General features: G+C 71.7%; 25 protein-coding genes. 12 read left to right on the forward strand and 13 right to left on the reverse strand.

From position 1 onward, the window contains the following. Window positions 1-45 precede the first annotated feature (45 nt). Both dusB and IE096_RS15805 read right to left on the reverse strand, forming a co-directional pair. On the reverse strand, window positions 46-1,185 hold the full coding sequence (dusB, locus tag IE096_RS15800) for a tRNA dihydrouridine synthase DusB (RefSeq protein ID WP_189452107.1): 1,140 nt from the start codon (window positions 1,183-1,185) through the stop codon (window positions 46-48). 54 nt (window positions 1,186-1,239) lie between these two features. Then, the gene (locus IE096_RS15805) at window positions 1,240-2,163 is read right to left on the reverse strand and encodes a helix-turn-helix transcriptional regulator (RefSeq protein ID WP_189452109.1); all 924 of its coding nucleotides are present in this window, start codon (window positions 2,161-2,163) and stop codon (window positions 1,240-1,242) included. Between the two features lie 101 nt (window positions 2,164-2,264). Here IE096_RS15805 and IE096_RS15810 point away from each other — a divergent pair, with 101 nt between their 5' ends. The 3 genes from IE096_RS15810 to IE096_RS15820 all read left to right on the forward strand — a co-directional run bounded on the left by IE096_RS15810 (window position 2,265) and on the right by IE096_RS15820 (window position 5,570). After that, window positions 2,265-3,722 (forward strand): MFS transporter, encoded by a 1,458-nt coding sequence (locus IE096_RS15810; protein ID WP_373298135.1) that lies wholly within the window; start codon window positions 2,265-2,267, stop codon window positions 3,720-3,722. A gap of 109 nt (window positions 3,723-3,831) precedes the next feature. Further along, window positions 3,832-4,836, forward strand: a complete 1,005-nt coding sequence (locus tag IE096_RS15815; protein WP_229820231.1) for an aldo/keto reductase — start codon at window positions 3,832-3,834, stop codon at window positions 4,834-4,836. A gap of 152 nt (window positions 4,837-4,988) precedes the next feature. Next, entirely contained in the window at window positions 4,989-5,570 is a 582-nt protein-coding gene (locus IE096_RS15820; RefSeq protein WP_189452113.1) for a TetR/AcrR family transcriptional regulator, read from the forward strand. A gap of 10 nt (window positions 5,571-5,580) precedes the next feature. On the opposite strand, the gene IE096_RS15825 is transcribed toward IE096_RS15820, so the two are convergent. The 3 genes from IE096_RS15825 to IE096_RS15835 all read right to left on the reverse strand — a co-directional run bounded on the left by IE096_RS15825 (window position 5,581) and on the right by IE096_RS15835 (window position 9,025). Further along, entirely contained in the window at window positions 5,581-6,225 is a 645-nt protein-coding gene (locus IE096_RS15825; protein WP_189452115.1) for a response regulator transcription factor, read from the reverse strand. After that, complete coding sequence (locus IE096_RS15830) at window positions 6,213-7,454, reverse strand: sensor histidine kinase (RefSeq protein ID WP_189452117.1); 1,242 nt, start codon at window positions 7,452-7,454, stop codon at window positions 6,213-6,215. Before IE096_RS15830 ends, IE096_RS15825 begins: the two co-directional genes overlap by 13 nt. A 188-nt stretch (window positions 7,455-7,642) precedes the next feature. Then, window positions 7,643-9,025 carry a glycine--tRNA ligase gene (locus IE096_RS15835; protein ID WP_189452119.1) on the reverse strand — a complete coding sequence of 461 codons (1,383 nt, stop codon included), beginning with the start codon at window positions 9,023-9,025 and terminating at the stop codon, window positions 7,643-7,645. A gap of 175 nt (window positions 9,026-9,200) precedes the next feature. Here IE096_RS15835 and IE096_RS15840 point away from each other — a divergent pair, with 175 nt between their 5' ends. The 4 genes from IE096_RS15840 (at window position 9,201) to IE096_RS15855 (ending at window position 12,444) form a co-directional block, all read left to right on the forward strand. Continuing rightward, window positions 9,201-10,217, forward strand: coding sequence for a metal ABC transporter substrate-binding protein (locus IE096_RS15840; protein ID WP_229820232.1), 1,017 nt, complete (start codon window positions 9,201-9,203; stop codon window positions 10,215-10,217). 59 nt (window positions 10,218-10,276) lie between these two features. Further along, window positions 10,277-11,044 carry a metal ABC transporter ATP-binding protein gene (locus IE096_RS15845; RefSeq protein ID WP_189452122.1) on the forward strand — a complete coding sequence of 256 codons (768 nt, stop codon included), beginning with the start codon at window positions 10,277-10,279 and terminating at the stop codon, window positions 11,042-11,044. Further along, complete coding sequence (locus IE096_RS15850; RefSeq protein WP_189452124.1) at window positions 11,044-11,934, forward strand: metal ABC transporter permease; 891 nt, start codon at window positions 11,044-11,046, stop codon at window positions 11,932-11,934. Before IE096_RS15845 ends, IE096_RS15850 begins: the two co-directional genes overlap by 1 nt. 93 nt (window positions 11,935-12,027) lie before the next feature. After that, entirely contained in the window at window positions 12,028-12,444 is a 417-nt protein-coding gene (locus IE096_RS15855; RefSeq protein ID WP_189452126.1) for a Fur family transcriptional regulator, read from the forward strand. Between the two features lie 76 nt (window positions 12,445-12,520). Here the strand turns inward: IE096_RS15855 and IE096_RS15860 are convergent, their stop codons facing one another. Genes IE096_RS15860 through recO form a run of 3 tightly spaced genes read right to left on the reverse strand, consistent with a single transcriptional unit; the run spans window position 12,521 to window position 14,661 of the window. After that, window positions 12,521-13,054, reverse strand: a complete 534-nt coding sequence (locus tag IE096_RS15860) for a YcxB family protein (protein ID WP_189452128.1) — start codon at window positions 13,052-13,054, stop codon at window positions 12,521-12,523. Further along, complete coding sequence (locus IE096_RS15865; protein ID WP_189452130.1) at window positions 13,047-13,883, reverse strand: isoprenyl transferase; 837 nt, start codon at window positions 13,881-13,883, stop codon at window positions 13,047-13,049. The genes IE096_RS15860 and IE096_RS15865 overlap by 8 nt, the downstream gene beginning before the upstream one ends. Before the next feature lie 31 nt (window positions 13,884-13,914). Beyond that, complete coding sequence (gene recO, locus IE096_RS15870) at window positions 13,915-14,661, reverse strand: DNA repair protein RecO (RefSeq protein ID WP_189452132.1); 747 nt, start codon at window positions 14,659-14,661, stop codon at window positions 13,915-13,917. Window positions 14,662-14,854: 193 nt separating this feature from the next. Here recO and IE096_RS15875 point away from each other — a divergent pair, with 193 nt between their 5' ends. From IE096_RS15875 to IE096_RS15885, 3 genes are read left to right on the forward strand one after another with little or no spacing between them, the layout of a single operon-like run. Continuing rightward, a complete protein-coding gene (locus IE096_RS15875) occupies window positions 14,855-16,111 on the forward strand; it encodes an NAD-dependent epimerase/dehydratase family protein (protein ID WP_189452134.1) in 1,257 nt (418 codons plus the stop codon). Continuing rightward, window positions 16,050-16,271 (forward strand): hypothetical protein, encoded by a 222-nt coding sequence (locus tag IE096_RS15880; RefSeq protein WP_189452135.1) that lies wholly within the window; start codon window positions 16,050-16,052, stop codon window positions 16,269-16,271. The genes IE096_RS15875 and IE096_RS15880 overlap by 62 nt, the downstream gene beginning before the upstream one ends. After that, complete coding sequence (locus IE096_RS15885; protein WP_189452137.1) at window positions 16,268-17,200, forward strand: glycosyltransferase; 933 nt, start codon at window positions 16,268-16,270, stop codon at window positions 17,198-17,200. The genes IE096_RS15880 and IE096_RS15885 overlap by 4 nt, the downstream gene beginning before the upstream one ends. 4 nt (window positions 17,201-17,204) lie before the next feature. Here IE096_RS15885 and IE096_RS15890 read toward each other — a convergent pair whose 3' ends face one another. Then, window positions 17,205-17,930 (reverse strand): tellurite resistance TerB family protein, encoded by a 726-nt coding sequence (locus IE096_RS15890; protein ID WP_126914037.1) that lies wholly within the window; start codon window positions 17,928-17,930, stop codon window positions 17,205-17,207. Between the two features lie 189 nt (window positions 17,931-18,119). Continuing rightward, window positions 18,120-19,889 (reverse strand): 2-isopropylmalate synthase, encoded by a 1,770-nt coding sequence (gene leuA, locus IE096_RS15895; protein WP_189452139.1) that lies wholly within the window; start codon window positions 19,887-19,889, stop codon window positions 18,120-18,122. A 334-nt stretch (window positions 19,890-20,223) separates the two neighbouring features. Between leuA and IE096_RS15900 the strand changes: the two genes are divergently transcribed. Both IE096_RS15900 and IE096_RS15905 read left to right on the forward strand, forming a co-directional pair. Next, entirely contained in the window at window positions 20,224-21,282 is a 1,059-nt protein-coding gene (locus IE096_RS15900) for a M4 family metallopeptidase (protein WP_189452141.1), read from the forward strand. Window positions 21,283-21,352: 70 nt separating this feature from the next. Beyond that, window positions 21,353-21,625 carry a protealysin inhibitor emfourin gene (locus IE096_RS15905; RefSeq protein ID WP_189452143.1) on the forward strand — a complete coding sequence of 91 codons (273 nt, stop codon included), beginning with the start codon at window positions 21,353-21,355 and terminating at the stop codon, window positions 21,623-21,625. Window positions 21,626-21,763: 138 nt separating this feature from the next. Here the strand turns inward: IE096_RS15905 and era are convergent, their stop codons facing one another. The 3 genes from era to IE096_RS15920 form a co-directional block, all read right to left on the reverse strand. Continuing rightward, window positions 21,764-22,705, reverse strand: coding sequence for a GTPase Era (gene era / locus IE096_RS15910; protein ID WP_189452145.1), 942 nt, complete (start codon window positions 22,703-22,705; stop codon window positions 21,764-21,766). Window positions 22,706-22,761: 56 nt separating this feature from the next. After that, window positions 22,762-23,121 (reverse strand): cytidine deaminase-like protein, encoded by a 360-nt coding sequence (locus IE096_RS15915; RefSeq protein WP_189452147.1) that lies wholly within the window; start codon window positions 23,119-23,121, stop codon window positions 22,762-22,764. Window positions 23,122-23,186: 65 nt separating this feature from the next. After that, window positions 23,187-24,008: a helix-turn-helix transcriptional regulator gene (locus IE096_RS15920; RefSeq protein WP_189452818.1), complete on the reverse strand. Its 822-nt coding sequence runs from the start codon at window positions 24,006-24,008 to the stop codon at window positions 23,187-23,189. Between the last annotated feature and the right edge of the window lie 95 nt (window positions 24,009-24,103).

The raw sequence follows: 24,103 nt of genomic DNA on the forward strand, positions 1-24,103 counted from the left end.
TCACCTATCAGAGGTGGCGAGAATCACGCCGCGTCCACCGGCTCGTCAGCCGCCGGAAGTGTCCAGTTCCGCTTCCGTACCCACGGTTGCGCCGTCGAACGGGTCATCGAGCCAGCCGTCCGGAAGCACCACTCGATCCCGCCCGGAGGTCCGTCCGCGCGGCCCGTCCGCGCCCACCGGCCAGGGCTGATCCAGGTCCACCTCGCTCAAAAGAGCGCCCATTTCATCCAGAGAAGAGGCGATTGCCAGCTTCTTCCGGAGCTCCGAGCCCACCGAGAAGCCCTTGGTGTACCAGGCGACGTGCTTGCGGAAGTCGATGACCCCGCGCCGCTCGTCCTCCAGCCACTCCCCCAGCAGCGTGGCGTGGCGCACCATCACCGCCGCCACGTCGCGGAGCGTGGGCCGCGCGTACGACGGCTCCCGGCCCTCCTCGGCCGCCTCGAAGGCCTCGACGAGATCGCCGAAGAGCCAGGGCCGGCCCAGGCAGCCGCGGCCGACCACGACGCCGTCGCAGCCGGTCTCCCGCATCATCCGCACGGCGTCCTCGGCCGACCAGATGTCCCCGTTGCCCAGCACCGGGATCTCCGGCACGGCCTCCTTCAGGCGCGCGATGGCCTCCCAGTCGGCGGTGCCGCTGTAGTGCTGGGCGGCGGTGCGCCCGTGGAGGGCGATGGCGGTGACGCCCTCCTCGACGGCGATCCGCCCGGCGTCGAGGAAGGTGAGGTGGTCGTCGTCGATGCCCTTGCGCATCTTCATGGTCACCGGGAGCGCGCCGGCGTTCCCGACGGCCTCGCGGAGGATCGAGCGCAGCAGGTTCCGCTTGTACGGCAGGGCGGAGCCGCCGCCCTTGCGGGTGACCTTGGGGACGGGGCAGCCGAAGTTGAGGTCGATGTGGTCGGCCAGGTCCTCGTCCACGATCATGCGGACGGCCTTGCCGACGGTCACCGGGTCGACGCCGTAGAGCTGGATCGAGCGGGGCTTCTCGGTCCCGTCGAAGTGGATCAGCCGCATCGTCTTCGCGTCGCGCTCGACGAGCGCGCGCGTAGTGATCATTTCGCTGACGAAGAGCCCCTTCCCTCCCGAGAACTCGCGGCAGAGCGTGCGGAAGGGCGCGTTGGTGATCCCCGCCATGGGGGCCAGGACCACCGGCGGCTGCACGGAGTGCGGACCGATCTGGAGCGTCATGGAGGGAGCTTCCTCGAAGTGGTGCGGACGGTCGGGCTGACCGTCCATTGTCCCTCATTCGGCGCAGACGCCCCGTTCCCCGTCGAGGACGCCCCGTTCCCCGTCGAGCGCGAGGGCGTGGAGCCGGTGGAGCGCGGCGCGGGTGTCCTCGTCGGCGGGGGTGAAGGTGATCAGCCGGGTGCCGGGGTTGGGCCCGGTCCACAGGCTGGTGTGGTTCAGCCGCAGCAGGCCCACCCGGCTGTGCTGGAGGATCGCCGCCTTGTGGTCGTCGACGGGCATGATCTCGTGCCGCGCCCAGAGCTCACGGAAGTCCGCGGAGGCCTCCAGCAGCCGCCTGAGCAGGCACTTCCAGGCCGGCTCGGCGATGTGCTCGGCCATGGCGGCGCGGAACTTGGCGGCCATGGCCCGCCGGGCCTCCTCCCCGTTGAGCGCGGAGGCGCGCCAGACGGGGTCGGTGAAGTGCAGCCACAGGCAGTTGCGGTTCTCCGGCGGCAGGGCGTCCAGATCGCCCATCAGCCGGTTGTAGCAGCGGTTGTGGGCCAGGATGTCGTAGCGCGCGTTCTGCACACAGGCGGGCAGCGGTTCGAGCGCCTCCAGCATCTCGCGCAGCGCCGGGGTGATGCCGGCGCCGTCCGTGCCGGGCAGCGGGTCGACGGAGTTGGCCAGGGCGAACAGGTGGCCGCGCTCACCCCGGTCGAGCAGCAGCGCCCGGGCGAGGGCGTCGAGCACCTGGCTGGAGACCTGGATGTCCCGGGCCTGCTCCAGCCACGTGTACCAGGTGACGCCCACGGCGGCGAGCTGGGCCACCTCCTCGCGGCGCAGGCCCGGCGTGCGGCGGCGCGGGCCGCGCGGCAGCCCCACCTGCTCGGGGGTGATGCGCTCCCTGCGGGAGCGGAGAAAGGCCGCCAGCTCCTGGCGGCGTACGTCGTCCGCCGTAGGAACGAGTACGGCGGAGCGCTCGAACGTCATCGTCGTCATTACCCCAGGGTGCGGGCCCGCGCAGGCAGTTTCCAGGTAGTGCCGATACCAGGATAAGGACACTCTGGTACCAGGCTCCGGGCACCGCCATCGTCGTATCCGTGAGTGAACCGCGCATAGCCCCCGTCTCCGTCCCGACGACTCCCGACTCCCCCTCCGCCCGTGTGCCGTCCTCCTCGCCCGCGCTGAGTCCGCTGGGCCTGGCGACCGTCCTCCTGGGAGCGGCGCTGCCGTTCCTGGACTTCTTCATCGTCAACGTCGCCCTGCCGACGATCGACCACGACCTGGACGCCGGACCGGCACTGCTGGAGATGGTGGTCGGCGGCTATGGCGTCGCCTACGCGGTCCTGCTGGTGCTGGGCGGGCGGCTGGGCGACATGGCGGGCCGGCGCAGGCTCTTCCTGTGGGGCACGGCCGCCTTCGGCGTGACCTCCGTGGCGTGCGGCCTGGCCCCGGACGCCTGGACGCTGGTGGCGGCGCGGATCGCGCAGGGCGCGGCGGCGGCGCTGATGCTCCCGCAGGTGCTGGCGACCATCCAGGCCACGACGCGGGGCGAACAGCGCACCCGTGCGCTGAGCTGGTACAGCGGCACGGCCGGTGTGGTGAGCGCGGTCGGGCAGGTGCTCGGCGGCGTGCTGGTGTCGGTCGACGTGCTGGGCACCGGCTGGCGGTCGATCTTCCTGATCAACGCGCCGATCGCGGCGGTGGCGCTGCTGCTCGCGGTCCGTTCGGTGCCGGAGACCCGCTCGGAGAACCCGACGCGGGTGGACGGGCGGGGCACCGTCCTGCTGTCGCTGACGCTGGTGTCGCTGCTGATCCCGCTGACGGAGGGCCGCTCGACGGGCTGGCCGCTGTGGTCGTGGCTGCTGCTGGCGACGTTCCCGGTCGCGGCGGTGGCGTTCGTGCTCGTGGAGCGGCGCGAGGAGCGCGCGGGGCGGACCCCGCTGGTGCCCCCGTCGCTGCTGCGGGTGCCCTCGGTGCGCGACGGCCTGGCGGTGATCGTGCCCTTCTCCATCGGCTGGGGCGGCTTCATGTTCGTCCTCGCGGTGGCGCTCCAGGAGGGGCTGCGGCTGGGCCCGCTGGCGGCCGGGGCGGCGCTGGTGCCGATGTGCGCGACCTTCCTGATCGGCTCGCTGGCGGGCCCCCGGCTGGCCTCGCGGTTCGGGCGGCGGCTGGTGACCGCGGGGGCGGTCGTCCAGGGGCTGGGGCTGCTCACGGTGGGCGCGACGTTCTGGTTCGGCTGGGACGGCCTGGGCGCGCTGGGCCTGGCGCCGGGGCTGGCCGTGCAGGGGCTGGGCCAGGGCCTGCTGATGCCGATCACGATGCGGCTGGTGCTCAGCGAGGTGCCGGTGGCGCAGGCGGGGGTGGGCGGCGGGGTGCTGGTCACCACGCAGCAGGCGTTCATGGCGCTGGGCGTGGCCACGCTCGGCTCGCTGTTCCTGTCGCTGGCGCCGGGCGTGGGGATGCGGGAGGGGCTGGCGATCACGCTCGGGGTGCAGCTGGTGCTGGTGGTGATCACGGCGGGGCTGAGCCTGCGCCTGCCGCGCACGGTGGCGTGAGGAGGGGCCGGGGGACGTACATGGACTGACAGATATTGAAATCTGTCAGTCCATGTGTCACTGTGGTTGGCGTACCCCGCTCCGCCTTCCGCTTCGAAGGAGTTCCCCCGTGCTGCACCGCACCCTCGGCACCACCGGCCCCCAGGTCTCCGCCCTCGGCCTCGGCTGCATGGGCATGTCCGCCCTCTACGGCGACGCCGACCGCGCCGAATCGATCGCCACCATCCACGCCGCCCTCGACGCGGGCGTCACCCTGCTGGACACGGGTGACTTCTACGGCATGGGCCACAACGAGACGCTCATCGGCGAGGCCCTGCGCTCGGCGCCCGCCGCGCACCGCGAGAAGGCGCTGACGAGCGTGAAGTTCGGCGCCCTGCGCGACCCGGACGGCGGCTGGTCCGGCTACGACGGCCGTCCCGCCGCCGTGAAGAACTTCGCCGCCTACTCGCTCCAGCGGCTGGGCGTCGACCACATCGACGTCTACCGGATCGCCCGCGTCGACCCGGACGTCCCGATCGAGGAGACCGTCGGCGCGATCGCCGAGCTCGTCGAGGCAGGCCACGTCCGCCACATCGGCCTCTCCGAGGCCGGCGCGGACACCATCCGCCGGGCCGCCTCCGTCGCCCCGATCGCCGACCTCCAGATCGAGTACTCGCTGCTCTCGCGCGGCATCGAGGAGCGCATCCTGCCCACCTGCCGTGAGCTGGGCATCGGCATCACCGCGTACGGCGTGCTCTCGCGCGGCCTGATCAGCGGCCACTTCGGCCGCGACCGGCAGCTCGCCGCGAACGACTTCCGCGGTATGAGCCCGCGCTTCCAGGGCGAGAACCTCCAGCGCAACCTCGACCTCGTCGACGCGCTCCGCAAGGTCGCCGAGGGCCGGGGCGCGACGGTCGCGCAGACCGCCATCGCCTGGGTCCTCTCGCGCGGCGAGGACATCGTCCCGCTGGTCGGCGCCCGCCGCCGCGACCGCCTCCAGGAGGCCCTGGGCGCGCTGGACCTCACCCTGAGCACGGACGACCTCGCGGCCATCGAGGAAGCGATCCCCGCAGGCTCCGCCGCCGGCGCCCGCTACCCCGACTCCCAGATGACCCACCTGGACAGCGAGCACTGACCTGGTTGTGGGCAGGCGTTCCGCAGGGCTGGGGGCACCTCCCAGCGGTAGCTGGGGGAGGGTGGGCACAACCGGACCACCGGCCCGCACCCGGCGACGCACCCAGGTACGGTCGTACAAACGCCGCACCCCCGAAGGGAACCCGCACCGCGATGCCGCCGGAACCGCTGACGTCAGACCGCATCCTCGAAGCCACCGAGGACGTGCTGCGCCGCTACGGCCCCGCCAAGGCCACCGTGGTCGACGTGGCCCGCGCCCTGGGGGTCAGCCACGGCAGTGTCTACCGCCACTTCGGCAGCAAGGCCGCCCTGCGGGAGGCGGTCACCGGCCGCTGGCTCGACCAGTCGCACGCCGAGCTGTCGGCGCTGGCCGACGCGGAGGGCCCGGCCGAGGGCCGGCTCCGCGACTGGCTGGCCGCCCTCTTCGCGGCCAAGCGCCGCAAGGCGGGCGGCGACCCGGAGCTGTTCGCCACGTACATGGTCCTCGTCGGCGAGAACAGCAGCACCGTGGAGCGCCACATCGCGACGATGATCGAGCAGCTCGCCCGGATCATCGAAGGCGGTGTCGAAGAAGGCGAGTTCAGGCCCGTAGAACCCACGACGGCCGCCCGCGCGGTCTGGGACGCGAGCAACCGCTTCCACGACCCCGCGTACGCGGCGGAGTGGTCGCAGCCGGAGATCGAGACCGCCTTCGAGGCGGTCTGCGACCTGGTCGTGCGCGGCCTCCACGCGTAGGCGGGGGGGGTTACCCCACCCCGAGGAACCGCAGTACGGCGAGGACCCGCCGGTGGTCGGCCTCGGCCTTCGGCAGGTCCAGCTTCGCCAGGATGCTGTTGATGTGCTTGGCCACGGCGCTCTCGCTGACGACGAGCCGCTCGGCGATGCCCGCGTTGGAGCGCCCCTCGGCCATGGCGGTCAGGACCTCCCGCTCGCGGGCCGTCAGCCGGTCCAGCGGGTCGCTGTGACGTCGCGTCAGCAGCTGGGAGACCACCTGTGGGTCGAGCGCGGTGCCGCCCGCGGCCACGCGCCGCAGCGCGTCGATGAACTCCTCGACGTCGGCGACCCGTTGCTTGAGGAGGTAGCCGAACCCCGCCGTGTCGCCGATCAGCAGCTCGGTGGCGTAGCGCTCCTCCACGTACTGGGAGAGGAGCAGCACCGCCACCTCGGGCCACCGTTCGCGCATCACCAGAGCGGCTCGTACGCCCTCGTCCGTGTAGCCGGGCGGCATCCGCACGTCGAGGACGGCGAGGTCGGGACGGTGCAGTTCCACGGCGGCCAGTGCCGACTCGGCGTCGCCGGCTTCCGCGACCACCTCGAATCCGGCCGTTTCCAGGACCTTCACCAGGCCCACTCGGAGCAGGACGGAATCCTCGGCGATCACAGCGCGCACGGCAGCTCCACGGTCACGACGGTCGGGCCCCCGACGGGGCTGCTGAAGGAGAACGTGCCGTCGACCGACGCGACGCGCTTGGCCAGCCCGGCCAGTCCCGTGCCGCCCGAGGGGTCGGCACCGCCCACGCCGTCGTCGGAGACGACGACGAGCAGTATGCCCCCGAAGCGTTCGACGGTGACATCCGCCCTCGACGCCTGAGCGTGCTTGACCACGTTGGCGAGCGCCTCGGACACGACGAAGTAGGCGACGGCCTCGACCGCCGGGGCGGGCCGGGAGGCGAGGTCCACCTTCACCCGCACGGGCAGCGGCGCCCGCTCGGCGAGCCCGGAGAGCGCGGCGTCCAGCCCCCGGTCCTCCAGGACGGCGGGATGGAGCCCGCGCACGAGGTCCTGGAGTTCGGCGATGGCCTCCTTGGCCTCGCGGTGCGCGTCGTCGATGACCTTGCGGGCGTCGTCGGGCAGATCGGGCATCGTCACCTTGGCCAGGCCCAGGTTGACGGCGAGGGACACCAGTCGCTGCTGGGCGCCGTCGTGGAGGTCCCGCTCGATGCGGCGGCGCTCGGCGTCGGCGGCGTCCACGACACCGGCGCGGGCCTCGGTGACCTCCTCCACCCGGCGCTCCAGCTGCTCGGCCCGGCTGGGCCCGAGGCGCTTCAGCGCCGCCCGGGTGTCGAGCCGGGCGAGCGCGCCGGACAGCCACGCGGATCCGTAGAGCCCGGCGAGCCCGGCGGCGGTGAGGTAGGCGGCCTGCACGACGTAGCCCAGCTCGGCCAGCCGGTACTCCGGCGGAACGGCCCACACCCACACATAGACGGTGGCGGCGACGAAGGAGGCCGCCCACAGCAGCAGGACGCACACCGCGCCCGCCGCGATCAGCGGCCCGAACACCAGGTGGTACCGCACCTGGCGCCAGGCCGACTCCGAACGCAGCCAGCGCTTCACACCCCCGGCCGCCGCCGGCGCGGGGATCTCCACCCCGAGCCGCGCCCGGAACCGCTTCCGCTGGGCGACGGTCAGCAGCGGCGAGGCCGCCCCGACCACCGCGACCATCCCCGCCAGCGCCAGCAGACAACTCAATGCCCGCGTCGGCCCCCCGTTCAGCCACGGCACGGCGAGCGCAAACAGCGCCCCGCACTGGATCAGGGCCCCGACAGCGTGAAAGGCGGCGGAACGTGCCGACCCGACGAAGGGGCGGAGGAGCTGCTGGAGCGGTCGGGGATTTCGCATGCGTCACACGGTAAGCGCGCAGGTCAGACCGGTCGATGGCAGTGCTGCCCGAACCGGGGGTGAAGCCAGTGCCACCCCGGTCAGTGCCACCCCGGTCCGGCCCGGGAGGACCGGTCCGCCTGACAAGGCGAAGGCCCCGGCCCCCGCGAAACGCGGGGAACCGGGGCCTCGGCCCGAGGAAGGGGGTGTCAGCAGCCGATGAGGCGGCTGGCGAGGTAGCCCTCGATCTGGTCGAGCGAAACCCGCTCCTGCTTCATCGTGTCGCGCTCGCGCACCGTCACCGCGTTGTCCTCGAGCGTGTCGAAGTCGACCGTGACGCAGAACGGCGTACCGATCTCGTCCTGGCGGCGGTAGCGGCGGCCGATGGCGCCGGCGTCGTCGAACTCGATGTTCCAGTTCTTGCGGAGGTCCGCCGCGAGGCCCTTGGCCTTCGGGGACAGCTCCGGGTTGCGGGAGAGCGGGAGGACCGCGACCTTCACCGGGGACAGACGCGGGTCGAGGCGCAGCACGGTGCGCTTCTCCAGCTTGCCCTTGGCGTTGGGAGCCTCGTCCTCGATGTAGGCGTCGAGGAGGAAGGCGAGCATCGTGCGGCCGACACCGGCGGCGGGCTCGATGACGTAGGGGGTCCAGCGCTCGCCGGCCTCCTGGTCGAAGAACGACAGGTCCTGGCCGGACGCCTTGGCGTGGGCGCCGAGGTCGTAGTCGGTGCGGTTGGCGACGCCCTCGAGCTCGCCCCACTCGCTGCCGCCGAACTGGAAGCGGTACTCGATGTCAGCGGTGCGCTTGGAGTAGTGGGAGAGCTTCTCCTTCGGGTGCTCGTACCACCGCATGTTCTCCTCGCGCAGGCCGAGACCGGTGTACCAGTTCCAGCGCTGCTGCATCCAGTACTCCTGCCACTGCTCGTCCTCGCCCGGCTTGACGAAGAACTCCATCTCCATCTGCTCGAACTCGCGCGTGCGGAAGATGAAGTTGCCCGGCGTGATCTCGTTGCGGAAGGACTTGCCCATCTGGGCGATGCCGAACGGGGGCTTCTTCCGGGAGGTCTGCTGAACCTGGGCGAAGTTGGTGAAGATGCCCTGGGCGGTCTCGGGGCGCAGGTAGGCGACCGAGCCGGAGTCCTGGGTGGGGCCGAGGTGGGTGGAGAGCAGGCCGGAGAACTGCTTGGGCTCGGTGAACTGGCCCTTGTTGCCGCAGTTCGGGCAGTTGATGTCGGCCAGGCCGTTCTCGGGCAGCTTGCCGTGCTTGGCCTCGTATGCCTCCTCCAGGTGGTCGGCGCGGTAGCGCTTGTGGCAGGAGGTGCACTCGGTCAGCGGGTCGCTGAAGGTCGCGACGTGACCGGAGGCGACCCAGACCTCGGAGGCCAGGATCACCGACGAGTCGATACCGACGACGTCCTCGCGCGAGGTGACCATGTAGCGCCACCACTGGCGCTTGATGTTCTCCTTGAGCTCCACGCCGAGCGGACCGTAGTCCCAGGCGGCGCGCTGGCCGCCGTAGATCTCACTGCACGGATAGACAAAGCCACGGCGCTTGCTCAGGCTGACGATGGTGTCGATCTTGTCGGCGGCCACGGTGCTCTCTTCATTGCGACGACGAACAGCGAATGATTCAGGTTACCGGCGCTCCACCCCCTCTCATCAAATCGGCTCTGGCCTTGGCTTGACCCAATCAGCCACAACCGGACGAGCCGGGCTGCCGACGCCCTGCTGTTGACAATCGTTTCCACTTTTGTTGAAAATGAGTGTCATGAACGTACGTCCGACCCGCCCCGTTCGCTCCCGCCGCCGAATAACCGGCGCCGCCGTGGCCTTCGCCACGACGCTCGGCCTGGTCTCCCTCTCCGCCTGTTCGGCCATGAGCTCCGACGGCCGGACCGCGGATGGAAAGCTGCAGGTCATAGCGTCGTTCTACCCCCTGGAATTCCTGGCGAAGGAGATCGGCGGCGACCATGTGAAGGTCACCGGCCTCACCAAGCCCGGTGTCGAACCGCACGATCTCGAGCTCACCCCCAAGCAGACCGGCTCGCTGGCCGACGCGGGCGCGATCGTCTACCTCAAGGGCCTCCAGCCCGCCGTCGACGAGGCGATCAAGCAGTCCGGAAACAAGCACATCGCCGACGCTGCCTCCCTGACCTCGCTGGAGAAGCACGGCAACGAGGTCGACGGCCACCACCACACCACCGGCGACAACCACTCGGACTCGGGCAGTGACGACCACGAGGGCCACGCCCACGAGGACGGCGGCACCGACCCCCACATCTGGCTGGACCCGGTGAAGTACGCCGAGGTCGCCAAGGGCGTCGCCGCGACGCTCGGCAAGGCGGATCCGGACCACAGGGCGGACTATGAGAAGAACGCCGCCGCGCTCGGGACGAAGCTGGACGCGCTGAACAAGAAGTTCGCCGAGGGCCTGAAGAACCGTGCCTCGGACACCTTCATCACCACCCACGCCGCCTTCGGCTACCTCGCCGAGCGCTACGGCCTGACCGAGGAGGCGATCAGCGGCGTCGACCCGGAGTCCGAGCCCAGCGCCGCCCGGATGAAGGACCTCCACAAGCTCGCCGAGGACCACCACGTCAGCACGGTCTTCTTCGAGACGCTCGCCAACCCCGCCACGGCGAAGACCCTGGCGAAGGACCTGAAGCTGAAGACGGACGTGCTCGACCCGCTCGAGGGCATCACGGACGAGTCCAGGGGCCACGACTACTTCGAGGTCATGGAGTCCAACCTCGCCGCGCTGCGGAAGGCGCTGGGCACCAAGTGAACACGGACCGAGTGAGCACACAAAGCACAGCGAGCACAGCGACTCCCGAGGAGGCACCCATGGAGCGGCCTGTCATATCCCTGCGCGGGGCCACGGCCTCGCTGGGCTCGCGCCCCGTCCTGCGCGGCGTCGACCTGACCGTGGGCCGCGGCGAGGTCGTCGCCCTGCTCGGCGCCAACGGCTCCGGCAAGTCCACGGCCGTCCGGGCCGTCGTGGGACAGGTGCCGCTGACCGGCGGCGAGCTGGAGCTCTTCGGCACCCCGCGCCGCCGCTTCCGCGACTGGGCCCGCGTCGGCTACGTCCCCCAGCGCACCACCGCCGCCGGCGGGGTGCCCGCGACCGTGCGCGAGGTCGTCTCCGCCGGCCGGCTGGCCCGTACCAGGCTCGGGCCGACCCGCAGGGCCGACCGCGAGGCCGTGGTCAAGGCACTGGAGCTGGTCGGCATGGCCGACCGGATCAAGGACTCCGTGAACGCCCTCTCCGGCGGCCAGCACCAGCGGGTGCTGATCGCCCGCGCGCTGGCCGGCGAACCCGAACTACTGATCATGGACGAGCCGATGGCCGGGGTGGACCTCGCCAGCCAGGAGGTGCTGGCGAACGCCCTGCGCGAGGAGGTCGGCCGCGGCGCCACCGTCCTGCTGGTCCTCCACGAGCTGGGCCCGCTGGAGCCGCTCATCGACCGCGCGGTGGTGCTCCGCGACGGCTGCGTCGTCCACGACGGCCCGCCCCCCAAGGCCGTGGGCCAGCACGCCCTCCCCGGCCACGACCATGTGCACCCGCACGCCGACCCGTCCGCGGAACCGATCAGAACGGGGCTGCTGAGCTGATGGACATCCTCGAACTCGCCTTCATGCAGCGGGCGCTGCTCGCCGCACTGCTGGTGGGCGTCACCGCGCCCGCCATCGGCGTCTACCTCGTCCAGCGCCGCCAGGCGCTGATGGGCGACGGCATCGGCCACGTCGCCCTCACCGGCGTGGGCCTGGGCTTCCTGCTCAACACCAGCCCGGTGTGGGTGGCCACGATCGTCTGCGTCGTCGGCGCCGTGATCATGGAGCTGATCCGCTCCTACGGCAAGGCGCGCGGCGACATCGCCCTCGCCCTGCTCTTCTACGGCGGCATGGCGGGCGGCGTGATGCTGATGAGCCTCGCCCCCGGCGGCTCCAACGCCAACCTCACCACCTACCTCTTCGGCTCGATCACCACCGTCTCGCAGCAGGACATCGTGGCGATCTGCGTCCTGGCCGCGTTCGTGATCGTCACGACGGTCGGGCTGCGCCGGCAGCTGTTCGCGATCTGCCAGGACGAGGAGTTCGCACGCGTCACCGGCCTGCCGGTGCGCGTGCTCAACCTGCTGATCGCGATCACCGCCGCGCTGACCGTCACCGTCGCCATGCGCGTCGTCGGCCTGCTGCTGGTCAGCGCGCTGATGGTGATCCCCGTGGCCGCCTCCCAGCAGCTCGCCCGCAGCTTCGCGACGACCTTCGCCATGGCCGTGGCCATCGGCGTCCTGGTCACCCTTTCGGGCACGGTCACCTCGTACTACGTGGACGTCCCCTCGGGCGCGACGATCGTCCTCATGGCCATCGGCGTCTTCCTCGCGCTCACCGCGCTCGCCACCCCCCTGGCGAGGAAACGCGCGGACCGCGCGGCCGCCGAGGAACGCTGCACCCTGGACGAGCCCACCCCGGGCCCGACCACCGACGACGTCCGGGTCTGATCCGCGAGCCTGGCACAATTGTCGTGGCAACACCCCCGGTGGGAGTGTTGCCACGAGTGTCACGAGTGTTCAGGCGAGCTTGAGGAGGCAACTGTGGCGACCGCCGGTCCCCCGGTACGCGGCCGAGCCACCAAGCAGCGGGCCGCCGTCGCGGCAGCGCTCGACGAGGTGGACGAGTTCCGCAGCGCACAGGAGCTCCACGACATGCTCAGGCACCGGGGCGCCTCCGTCGGCCTGACCACGGTGTACCGCACCCTCCAGTCCCTCGCCGACGCCGGCGAGGTCGACGTCCTGCGCACCAGCGAGGGCGAGGCCGTCTACCGCCGCTGCTCCAGCGGACACCACCACCACCTCGTCTGCCGCGCCTGCGGCAAGGCGGTCGAGGTCGAGGGCCCGGCCGTCGAGAAGTGGGCCGACTCCATCGCCGAGGAACACGGCTTCGTGGACGTCGCCCACACCATAGAGATCTTCGGCACCTGCGGCGACTGCGCGGCGGCCGCGCAGGGCTGATCCACACAGGCGTGAACGCGTCGGGCGCCTCCGGAACACTCCGGAGGCGCCCGACGCGTATGTACGTCTGCCCGCCCTACGCGCGCGGCACCCGCGAGTCCAGCATGGCGCGCAGCATGTCGATGTCGCCCGGCGCGGTGAGGGCGCGCTTGGGGAGGATGATCAGGCAGCCGCTCCGCTTGTCGGCGCTCATCAGGACGAAGACGTCGTCCCGCTCGGCATAGCGCCCGAAGAGCGACCAGGCCATGCGCTGGGACGAATGGGCGGACGCGCTGGACAGCCCGCCGGCCTCCACCGTCGTACGCGTGGGGCCCTGGAGCCGCGCCGTCTTGTGGAGGGTCCGGGCCTGGATCGTGGGCAGGAACAGCACCAGCGTCACCATGACCGTCATGACCGTCAGGGCGATCCAGTCCTTGCCCGCCACCGCGCCCGGGCCGTGCGGCGCTATGAAGCCGACCGCCATGAGCACGGTGCAGACCGGCAGCAGGATCCTCTGCCACCGCGCGCTGCGGACGGCCCGGTTGCGGCCGTGCAGCCCGGACCGGATGTCGGTGGCCGTCAGCTCGTACTCGAACGTCAGCGAGCCGGCGGCCGTCACCGTGTCACTCACCGGTCGCCGATTCCTCGAGGAACTGCTGCTCGTTCGGGATCGCGCCGCCGAAGCGGCGGTCGCGCTGGGCGTACTCCAGGCAGGCGCGCCACAGGTCGCGGCGGTCGAAGTCGGGCCACAGGACGTCCTGGAAGACCATCTCGGCGTAGGCGCTCTGCCAGAGCAGGTAGTTGGAGGTGCGCTGCTCGCCGGAGGGGCGCAGGAAGAGGTCGACGTCCGGCATGTCCGGGTAGTAGAGGTACTTGGCCAGCGTCTTCTCGTTGACCTTCGACGGGTCGAGGCGGCCCGCCTTCACGTCCTCCGCCAGTGCCTGCGCCGCGTCGGCGATCTCGGCGCGGCCGCCGTAGTTCATGCAGAAGTACAGCGTGAGCTTGTCGTTCTTCTTGGTCTGCTCCTGCGCGATCTGGAGCTCCTTGGCCACCGAGCGCCACAGCCGGGGCATGCGGCCGACCCAGCGCACGCGGATGCCGAGTTCGTCGAGCTGGTCGCGGGTCTTGCGGATGAAGTCGCGGTTGAAGTTCATCAGGAAGCGGACCTCGTCCGGGGAACGCTTCCAGTTCTCGGTCGAGAAGGCGTAGAGGGAGATGCTGCCCACGCCCATCTCGATCGCGCCCTGGAGGACGTCGAGGACGCGCTCGGCGCCGACCTTGTGGCCCTCGGTGCGCGGCAGGCCGCGCTCCTTGGCCCAGCGGCCGTTGCCGTCCATGACGATCGCCACGTGCTCGGGGACGAGCTCGCCGGGGATCTTCGGGGGGCGGGCGCCCGAAGGGTGCGGGTCGGGGGTGCGGTACTCGCGTCGGGGCCGGCCCAGAATCCCGCGTACAACCATGGGTGCCACTTCTCCTTGATCCCTTTGTCGCTTAGTTCTCGACATACCTGAGCGAGCGAAGCCCCCGCTCCAGATGCCATTGCAGATAGGCCGCCACGAGCCCGCTGCCCTCCCGGACGTGGCGCGCCTCGCAGGCGTCCGCCGTCGCCCAGTCACCCGTGAGCAGCGCGCCCAGGAGCTCGATCGACTCCGAGGAGGGTACGACGCATCCGGGCACCCGGCACTCCCCGCACACCACACCGCCGGCGGCCGCGGAGAAGAACCGGTTCGGCCCGGGCATGCCGCACTTCGCGCAGGCGCCGAAGCTGGGCGCGTAGCCGTTGACGGCGAGGGAGCGCAGCAGGAACGCGTCGAGCACCAGGTGGGGGGCGTGGGCCCCGGAGGCGAGGGTGCGCAGCGCGCCGACGAGCAGCAGGTACTGCTGCACGGCGGGCTCGCCCTCGTGGTCGGTGAAGCGCTCGGCGGTCTCCAGCATGGCGGTGCCGGCGGTGTAGCGGGCGTAGTCGGTGACGATCGCGCCACCGTACGGAGCGATGGTCTCGCTCTGGGTGCACAGCGGCAGCCCGCGTCCCACGAGCTCGCTGCCGCGCGCGAAGAACTGCACGTCGACGTGGGAGAACGGCTCCAGCCGCGCCCCGAACTTCGATTTGGTGCGCCGCACCCCCCGGGCGACGGCCCGCACCCGGCCGTGGCCCCGGGTGAGGAGGGTGATGATGCGATCCGCTTCCCCCAGCTTCTGGGTACGAAGGACGATGCCGTCGTCGCGGAACAGACTCATGGAGCCATTCTCCCGTACGGGCGATGCGCCGGGCGCCATCGCCCCCGGAGCCCCAGGGGCATCCCTCCCCCGATCCGCAATACACACGATGTGGTGAAATCCCTCCCGTCTGCGACCGATATGTGCTCTCTTTGCAGGAGAAGCCACGACATCGTGGCCCGTCTCCGGGGAGAGACGAGGGGGGTGCCGGCGCGTGCGTGTGTTCATCGCGGGGATCGACGGATATCTCGGCTGGCCCCTCGCCCAGCACCTGGCCGCCCGGGGGCACACCGTCGCCGGTGCCGACGCGCTGCTGCGCCGGGCCTGGGTCGGTGAGCGGGGCTCGGTCAGCGCCGTGCCGATCGCCCCGGTGTACGAGCGGCTCGCCGCGTTCCGTGAGCTGAGCGGCGGGCCCCTGCCGTTCTCGCCCCTGGACCTGCGGGACCACCCCGCGCTGGGCCGGGCCCTGGCGGCCTTCGCCCCCGACGCCGTGGTGCACCTCGCGGAGTGCCCCTCCGCCCCGTACTCGATGATCGACTTCCGGCACGCCGACTTCGTCCAGAGCAACAACGTCTCCGGCACCCTCAGCCTGCTGTTCGCGATGCGCGAGCACTGCCCCGGCGCCCATCTGGTCAAGCTCGGCACCATGGGCGAGTACGGCACGCCCGACCTGGACATTCCCGAGGGCTTCTTCGACGTCGAGTTCCGCGGCCGGCGCGACCGGCTGCCGTTCCCCCGGCAGGCGGGGTCCTGGTACCACTGGAGCAAGGTCTTCGACTCGCAGAACGTCGGCTTCGCCTGCCGGCTGTGGGGGCTCGCGGCGACGGATGTGATGCAGGGGGTCGTCTACGGGAGCTGGTGCCCGCCCGCCGATCCCCGGCTCAACAGCCGCCTGGACTTCGACGAGGCGTTCGGCACCGCGGTCAATCGTTTCTGCTGTCAGACGGTCATCGGCCGGCCCATCACCCCGTACGGCGGCGGCACCCAGAGCCGCGGCCTGCTGTCGCTGGCCGACTGCCTCCAGTGCCTCACGCTCGTCCTGGAGCATCCGGCCGCCCCCGGCGAGTACCGCGTCGTCAACCAGCTCCGCGACGTGCTGTCCGTCGGCCGGCTCGCCGAGCTGGTCCGGGACGCCGCGCGGGCGCTGGGGATCGACGCCCGGATCGCCGCCGTCGACAATCCGCGCGACGAGGCGGAGGCGCACCACTACAACCCCGACAGCGAGAAGCTGCGGGAGCTGGGCTTCAAGCCGTCGGCGCCCATCGGCGCGGAGCTACGGCAGATGATCGGCGATCTGCTGCCGCACGCCGACCGCGTACGCGCCCACGCCGACCGGCTCCCGCCGACCGTCCACTGGCGACGTCCCCAGATCTCTTCCGTCCCGAATCCAGCAGAAGAAGGAACCCGGAATGAGCGAGAAACTGCGGCAGATCATGACGACGGTGGCCGAGGACCCCACCGCCCTGCGTGAGCTGTGCGACGACACCCCCGCCCTCGCCGAGCGCTTCGGCCTGTCCCCCGAGGAGCACGACCGGCTGGCCAGGGCCGAGCGGCTGGCGCCCCGGGCGCCGGGCGCCTACATGTCGATCACCCTCCACACGATCACCATCACCGCGGACCGCGGCCTGTGACAGCCGCCCCGCCCGGGATCAGCGTGGTCCTGCCCGCGCGGAACGAGGGCGACAGGGTCGGGGCGACCATCGCCTCGGCCCTGGACGCCGCCGACGGGCCGGCGGGCGTCGAGTTCGTCGTCGTCGACGACTGCTCGGCGCCCGGGCGACGGCCGGAGGTCGGCGACGCCGCGGCCCGGCGCCGTACGACGGTCATCCGCTCCGCCCGGCACCTCGGCGTGGGCGCCGCCCGCAATCTGGCCGCCCGGCACGCCCGGGGCCGGATCCTGTTCGTGACGGACGCCCACACCCGCTTCTCCGCCGGCTGGGACCGCGCGGCCACCCGGCTGCTCGCCCCGGGCCGGATCCTGTCCGTCACCATCGCCGACAGCGCCTCGGACTGGCGCGGCCACGGCTGCCGCCTCGTCGTCCCGTACATGGGCACGCGCTGGAACACGGCCCCGCCCGGCCCGGCGCCCCATGTGCACGTGGCCTCCTCGGCCGGCACCGTCCTCGAACGCGCGCTCTTCGACCGCCTCGGCGGCTACGACGAGGGGATGGTGCACTACGGCGGCTTCGAGCCCGAGTTCAGCGTGCGCGCGTGGCGAGCCGGCGCGGAGATCGCCCACACCACCGACATCGAGATCACCCACCGGTTCAAGCCCAGGGAGGAGGTGGCCTCCTTCGTCGGCGCGGCGCGCACCGCGATCGTCCACAACTGTCTGCGCTTCGGCACGGCCCATCTGCCGGAGTCGATGATCCTGGAGATGGTGCGGCTGCACGCCCTGGAGTTCCCGGAGCACATCCGCGCGGCGCTGGCCCTGCTGGAGGAGCGCGGCGCGTGGCGCCGTCGCGAGGAGCTGGCAGCGACGCTCCCGCACGACTTCGCGTGGTTCGTACGCCGCTTCGACCTGCTCGATCAGATCGGCAGGCCGGTCCCCGAGCAGTAGACGCTCACGACGGCGTGCGCGCCGCCGCGAGGAGCCGGTCGGTGTCCTCGGGACAGATCAGCAGCGCCCGCCCCACCGTCGCCAGCACCTCCCGCTCCGCCGGCCGGTAGGGGCCGTCGGCCAGGGCGATCCGGGCCCCCTGGAGCAGGATCTGCTCACGGCCCGCCGGCGCCAGGTGGGGGGCCAGCGGCTCCAGGGCCTCGTGGAGCTCGATGGCCAGGGCCGTGCCGCAGGGGTCGAAGCCGTCGCGGCTCGCGTCGCCCGGCGGCGTCGCGTACCGGCCGGGCAGCCGTCCGGTGTCCGCGGCGAGCGCCTCGATCAGGGTGACGAGCTGCTCCTCGCTGCAGTCGGCGAAGCCGGCCGCCCGGACCGCGCCGACCGCCGCGCGGCGAACCGTACGGGCCTCGGTGCCGCCCGCGGCCAGCACCGCGAGGGCCACCGTGTGCACGGCGTCGCGCAGCATCGCGGAGAAGCGGGTGGTGGTGGGGTGGTCGAGGACGTCCATGGCGTAGCGGCCGCGGCAGGCCGTGCACTCCACGATGGGCCCGACCGGGCCGCGCGGCAGCAGCGGCACCCCGAACGCGACAAGGCGGCGCCGGCCCGTGCGACGGTGGTAATTGCGGTCCCCACCGCAACCGGGGCAGAAGAACTCGCCGTCTCCGACGGTGCGCCATACGGTGCGTACGCCCACCACACACCGGTCCGGGCTGTGTCGGCCTTGCGCGTGCATCACGGCGCACCTCCATAACGCCACGGCCTGGTCGCCGCGTTGACGTGATGTTAGCCACATCGTTGATGCCGCGTCAGTACCCCTGCGGCCGAGTTGGGGCGGGTACTGGCCGAAGGCGCCGGCGAGCCCACCGGATGCGGTGTTTTCACCGGCGCCAGGTTGACGGAGCGCGACGGGGGTTACGGACCGTCAGTGGCGGTACGCGCGGTTCACCGCCGAGACGACGGCCTTGATCGAGGCCCGGGTGGTGTTGCCGTCGATGCCGATGCCCCACAGCACCTTTCCGTCGATCACGCACTCGATGTACGAGGCGGCCTGGGCGCTCGCGCCCTCGCTCATGGTGTGCTCGGTGTAGTCGAGCAGCCGGGCGTCGACCCCGATGCCGGCCAGCGCGTCGAAGAAGGCCGAGATCGGGCCGTTGCCCGTGCCCGTGAGCACGGTCTCCGCTCCGTCGACGACGGCCTCGACGGTCAGCGCGTCGGTGCCGTCGCTGGTGGTGGAGGTCTGGGTGGAGCGCAGCGCGATCCGGCCCCAGGCGTGACCGTCCACCGGCAGGTACTCGTCCTGGAAGACGGCCCAGATCTCCTGCGGGGTGACCTCGCCGCCCTCGGCGTCGGTCTTCAGCTGGATGATCCTCGAGAACTCGATCTGCATCCGGCGCGGCAGGTCCAGCTTGTGGTCGTGCTTGAGGACGTAGGCGATGCCGCCCTTGCCCGACTGGGAGTTGACGCGGATGACCGCCTCATACGAACGGCCGACGTCCTTGGGGTCGATGGGCAGGTAGGGCACCGCCCACTCGATGTCGTCCACGGTCTTCCCGGCGGCGGCCGCGTCGGCCGCCATCGCCTCGAAGCCCTTCTTGATGGCGTCCTGGTGGGAGCCGGAGAAGGCGGTGTAGACCAGGTCGCCCGCGTAGGGGTGGCGCGGGTGGACCTCCATCTGGTTGCAGTACTCGGCGGTCCGGCGGACCTCGTCGATCTGCGAGAAGTCGATCTGCGGGTCGACGCCCTGGGAGAAGAGGTTCATGCCCAGGGTGACCAGGTCGACGTTGCCGGTGCGCTCGCCCTGGCCGAACAGGCAGCCCTCGATCCGGTCCGCCCCGGCCATGATCGCCAGTTCGGCGGCGGCGACGGCGGTGCCCCGGTCGTTGTGGGGGTGGACGGACAGACAGATGTGCTCGCGGCGGGACAGGTGCCGGGACATCCACTCGAAGCGGTCGGCGTGGGTGGAGGGGGTGGAGCGCTCCACGGTCGCCGGCAGGTTCAGGATGATCTCGCGGCCCGCCTCGGGCTGCCAGACGTCCATGACCCCTTCGCAGACCTCCAGCGCGAAGTCCAGCTCGGTGTCGGTGAAGATCTCCGGGCTGTACTGGTAGCCGAAGACGGTGTCGTCGCCGAGGATCTTGTCGGCGTACTCCATCACCAGCCGGGTGCCGTCGACGGCGATCTGCTTGACCTGCTCGCGCGAGCCACGGAAGACCACGCGGCGGAAGACGGGCGCGGTGGCGTTGTAGAGGTGGACGGTGGCGCGGCGGGCGCCGCGCAGGGACTCGACCGTCCGCTCGATCAGCTCCTCGCGGGCCTGGGTGAGGACGGAGATCGTCACGTCCTCGGGGATGGCGTCCTCCTCGATGATCGAGCGGACGAAGTCGAAGTCCGTGGCGCCGGAGGAGGGGAAGCCGACCTCGATCTCCTTGTAGCCCATGCGGACCAGCAGGTCGAACATCTCGCGCTTGCGGGCGGGCGACATGGGGTCGATCAGCGCCTGGTTGCCGTCGCGCAGATCGGTCGACAGCCAGCGGGGCGCCTTGGTGATCCGCCGGTCCGGCCAGGTGCGGCCGGGGATCTCCACGGCCTCGTACGGGCGGTACTTGTGGACCGGCATCCCGGACGGCCGCTGGGTGACGGTGGCGGCGGTGACGGGCGTGGGGCGGCCGACGGAAACGGAAGGCTGGGACATGGCGCGGAAGGCTCCTCGGGAGGTCCATGCGATGGGGGTCCCCCCTGCTCGTTCGGAGCCAGGGGGAGGCCGACGGGGCTGCTGATCGACGGGTGCGCAGCACCGGACTCCGCGGGGAGGGGGTCGGCCTTCGCTACAGACCCTCGCCGCGGCGGCTAAGAAGAAGCAGCACGTCACACATGGTGCTCAGCAGGCTAGCCGAGACGCGCGGGGCGGGGCAGGGGCGTTTCAGCATGCGGGACGCGCGACCCGGGCCACGGAATCCGGCCACTCGTTTGTGTTAATCCATGCACCGGGCACTGACAAGGCGGGGACCCGGTGCCAGATTCGGCCCATGACTACCCAGAAACACGGGATCTTCTGCGGCATCGTCCCGCCGCACGTACTCGACCGTCTGGCCCAGTCCGAGGACCCCCGGCACCACGAGCCCGCGCGCCGCACCCTCGAACACGACGGCACCCTGCGCACCCGCCGCCGGCTCACCGCCGCGCGGACGACCGTGGACTCCTCGGCGGGCGCCATCTCCGACAAGCCGCAGCGGACGATCTACGACGCCGGGCACGTGGAGACCCTGCCGGGCCGCAAGGTGCACGCCGAGGCCGAAGCGCCCAGCAAGGACGCCACGGTCAACCGGGCGCACGCCGGGCTCGGCGCCACGTTCGACCTCTATCTCAAGGTCTACGGCCGGCACTCCATCGACGGCGCCGGCCTGCCGCTGAACGCCACCGTCCACTACGGCCAGAACTACGACAACGCCTTCTGGGACGGCGAGCAGATGGTCTTCGGCGACGGGGACGGCGATCTCTTCCTCGACTTCACCCTTCCCGTGGACGTCATCGGCCACGAGCTGACCCACGGGGTGACCCAGCACACCGCCAATCTGGAGTACTACGGCCAGTCCGGCGCGCTCAACGAGTCGATCTCGGACGTCTTCGGCTCCCTGATCAAGCAGTACGCCCTCGGGCAGACCACCGACCAGGCCGACTGGCTGATCGGCGCGGGGCTCCTCGGCCCGGACGTCACCGGCGCGGCCCTGCGCTCGATGAAGGCGCCCGGCACCGCCTACGACGACGACAAGCTCGGCAAGGACCCGCAGCCCGCCACCATGGACGACTTCGTGCGCACCAGCCGGGACAACGGCGGTGTGCACATCAACTCCGGCATCCCCAACCACGCCTTCTATCTGCTGGCCACCGCCCTCGGCGGGCACGCCTGGGAGCGCGCGGGGCACATCTGGTACGCCACGCTGACGGGCGGTGAGCTGGCCCAGGACGCCGACTTCGCGGCCTTCGCCCGGCTGACGGCGGCCTCGGCGAGGACCCTGTACGGCGAGGGGGACGCCGTCCAGGCCGTGCTCAAGGCGTGGAGCCAGGTCGGCGTTCCCACGGCATAGGGCCGGTCTGCCCCCGATGCGGGCCGCGCGGATCAGGAATGTCCGCGAACCATGGGGTAGGGATGACGGTATGCGTATCGTCATCTGCCGTACCGGCGGTTTCGCCGGCATCGAGCGTCGGGCCGAGCTGGACACCTGCGGCCGGTCCGACGCCACGCACCTGGAGGCCCTGGCCCACCGCGCGCTGGCGCCGGGCCGGGACGCCCCCGACCACGGCCGGGGCGTCCCGGACGGCTTCCACTACGAGATCAACGTGGACGGCCGCTCGGTCCACCTCGCGGACCCCCACCTCTCCGACGACCAGCGCGAACTGATCCAGACGGTGCTCAAGGAAGGCGCGTAGCGGGTCAGCGGATCAGAAGCCCAGCTTGCGGAGCTGCTTCGGGACCCCTCCTGTCCGCCGCTCTCGCACCGCTCGGCCCTAGGGGCCTCACAGGCTTCGAGCGGCTGCGCCGGCCTCCGACCGGCGGTGTCGGCCCGGCTAGAAGCCCAGCTTGCGGAGCTGCTTCGGGTCCCGCTGCCAGTCCTTGGCGACCTTCACATGGAGGTCCAGGAAGACCGGCGTGCCCAGCAGCGCCTCGATGTGCTTGCGGGACTTCATGCCGACCTCCTTCAGGCGGGCGCCCTTGGGGCCGATGATGATGCCCTTCTGGCTGGGCCGCTCGATGTAGACGTTGGCGTGGATGTCCAGCAGCGGCCTGTCCTTGGGCCGGTCCTCGCGCGGCAGCATCTCCTCGACCACGACGGCGATGGAGTGCGGCAGCTCGTCGCGGACGCCCTCCAGGGCGGCCTCGCGGATCAGCTCGGCGACCATGATCTGCTCGGGCTCGTCGGTGAGGTCGCCCTCGGGGTAGAGCGGCGGGCTCTCCGGCAGCATCGGCGCGATCAGGTCGGCCAGCAGGGAGACCTGCTTGTCGCCGACGGCCGAGACCGGGACGATCTGCGCCCACTGGATGCCCAGCTCCTCGCCCAGCTGCTGGATGGCGATCAGCTGCTCGGCGAGCTGCTTGGAGTCGACCAGGTCCGTCTTGGTGACGATCGCGATCTTCGGGGTCTTCTTGATCCCCGCGAGTTCCTTGGCGATGAACTTGTCGCCCGGGCCGAGCTTCTGGTCGGCGGGCAGGCAGAAACCGATCACGTCGACCTCGGCCCAGGTGGTCCGGACCACGTCGTTGAGCCGCTCGCCCAGCAGGGTGCGCGGCTTGTGGAGACCGGGCGTGTCCACCAGGACGAGCTGGGCGTCCGGGCGGTGCACGATGCCGCGCACGGTGTGCCGGGTGGTCTGCGGACGGTTGGAGGTGATCGCGACCTTCGTCCCCACCAGTGCGTTGGTCAGGGTCGACTTGCCCGCGTTGGGGCGGCCGACGAAGCACGCGAAGCCCGCGCGGTGGGGGGCCGGGGACGGGGAGGAAGCTCTATCCATGGCTCATATTCTCCCCGATCGTCCGGCGGGCTCGAACCAGCGGGCGGGCGCGGCGCTCAGCCGGCCGTGACCACCGGCCCCGGCGTCCCGTCCGGGCCCGCCAGCAGCACGGGCGTCGCGGGTCCGCCCAGGTCGCGCACGGCGGCGCGGTCCTCCGCGCTGACGACGCCCACCTCGGAGACCACCGCCGCGGCCTCCAGGGACGTCGCCCCGCTGGCCACGGCCATGGCCACGGCCGTCCGGAGCGCGCTCAGCCGCAGCGAGTCCAGGGCGACCGTCCCGGCGACGTACGTACGGCCGGTCTCGTCACGGACGGCCGCGCCCTCGGGCACGGCGTTGCGGGCGCGGGTGGCGCGGGCGAGCGTGATCAGCTTGCGGTCTTCGGGGTCCAGGGCAGCATCCAGGGCATCCGTCATGCCTGGAGCATAGGGGCGGCCCCGGACGCGCCCCCGGGCGGCCTCGGCCGGCGACCGGCCACGCCTCAGCCGGCCACGGAGTACATCGCGCCGCGCCGGCCCTCGGGCGAGGTCAGCCACGCCACCTTCTCGGCCGTGCCGGTGCCGGCGACGGGGTTGTGCAGCACGATCGTCAGATCCGGGCGGGCCGGCACGCGCAGCTGGGCGCTCTCGAAGAGGAGGTCGCCCACGAGCGGGTGGTGGAGGGCCTTGCGCACCAGGCCCGCCGGGGACACGTCACCGCGCGCCCACAGCTCCGTGAACTCCGGGCTCGCGGCGGAGACCTCGGCCAGCACCTCCTCGAAGCCCTCGTCGCCGGGGCGGTCCGAGCAGGCGGCGCGGTAGGAGGCGACGACGCGCGGGGCGTTCTCCGCCCAGTTCCCGGCGCGCGAGCGGTAGACGGGGTCGGTGAAGAAGTCGATGAGGCAGTTCTGCCGGTTCTCCGGGCGGAACCCGAGGATGACCCGGGCGGACTCGTTGTAGGCGACGAGGTTCCAGTACGGGTCCATGATGTGCGCCGGGGAGGGCAGCCAGCCGTCGATCAGCCGGCGCAGCCCGTCGCACAGGTACTCCGCGTCGTACTCGGCCTCGGGCAGCGGCGGGTTCAGCCCCGCCAGGACGTACAGGTGCCGCCGCTCGGCGCCGCCCAGCCGCAGCACGCGGGCGACCGCGTCGAGGACCTGCGGCGAGACGGTGATGTCCCGGCCCTGCTCCAGCCACTGGTACCAGGAGGCGCCCACCCCGGCGAGGACGGCGACCTCCTCGCGGCGCAGCCCCGGCGTCCGGCGGCGGCCCCCGCCGTCGGGCAGCCCCGCCTCGGCCGGTGACACCCTGGCCCGACGGCTCATCAAGAACTCGCGCAGCTCCTGGCGGCGGCGCGGCTTCTCCTGTGTGACGACGGTCAACTCTCCCCCTTGCCTGGTGGTGCGGCCACCACCATAAG

The organism is Streptomyces abikoensis (assembly GCF_014648775.1).
GTDB lineage: Bacteria > Actinomycetota > Actinomycetes > Streptomycetales > Streptomycetaceae > Streptomyces > Streptomyces abikoensis.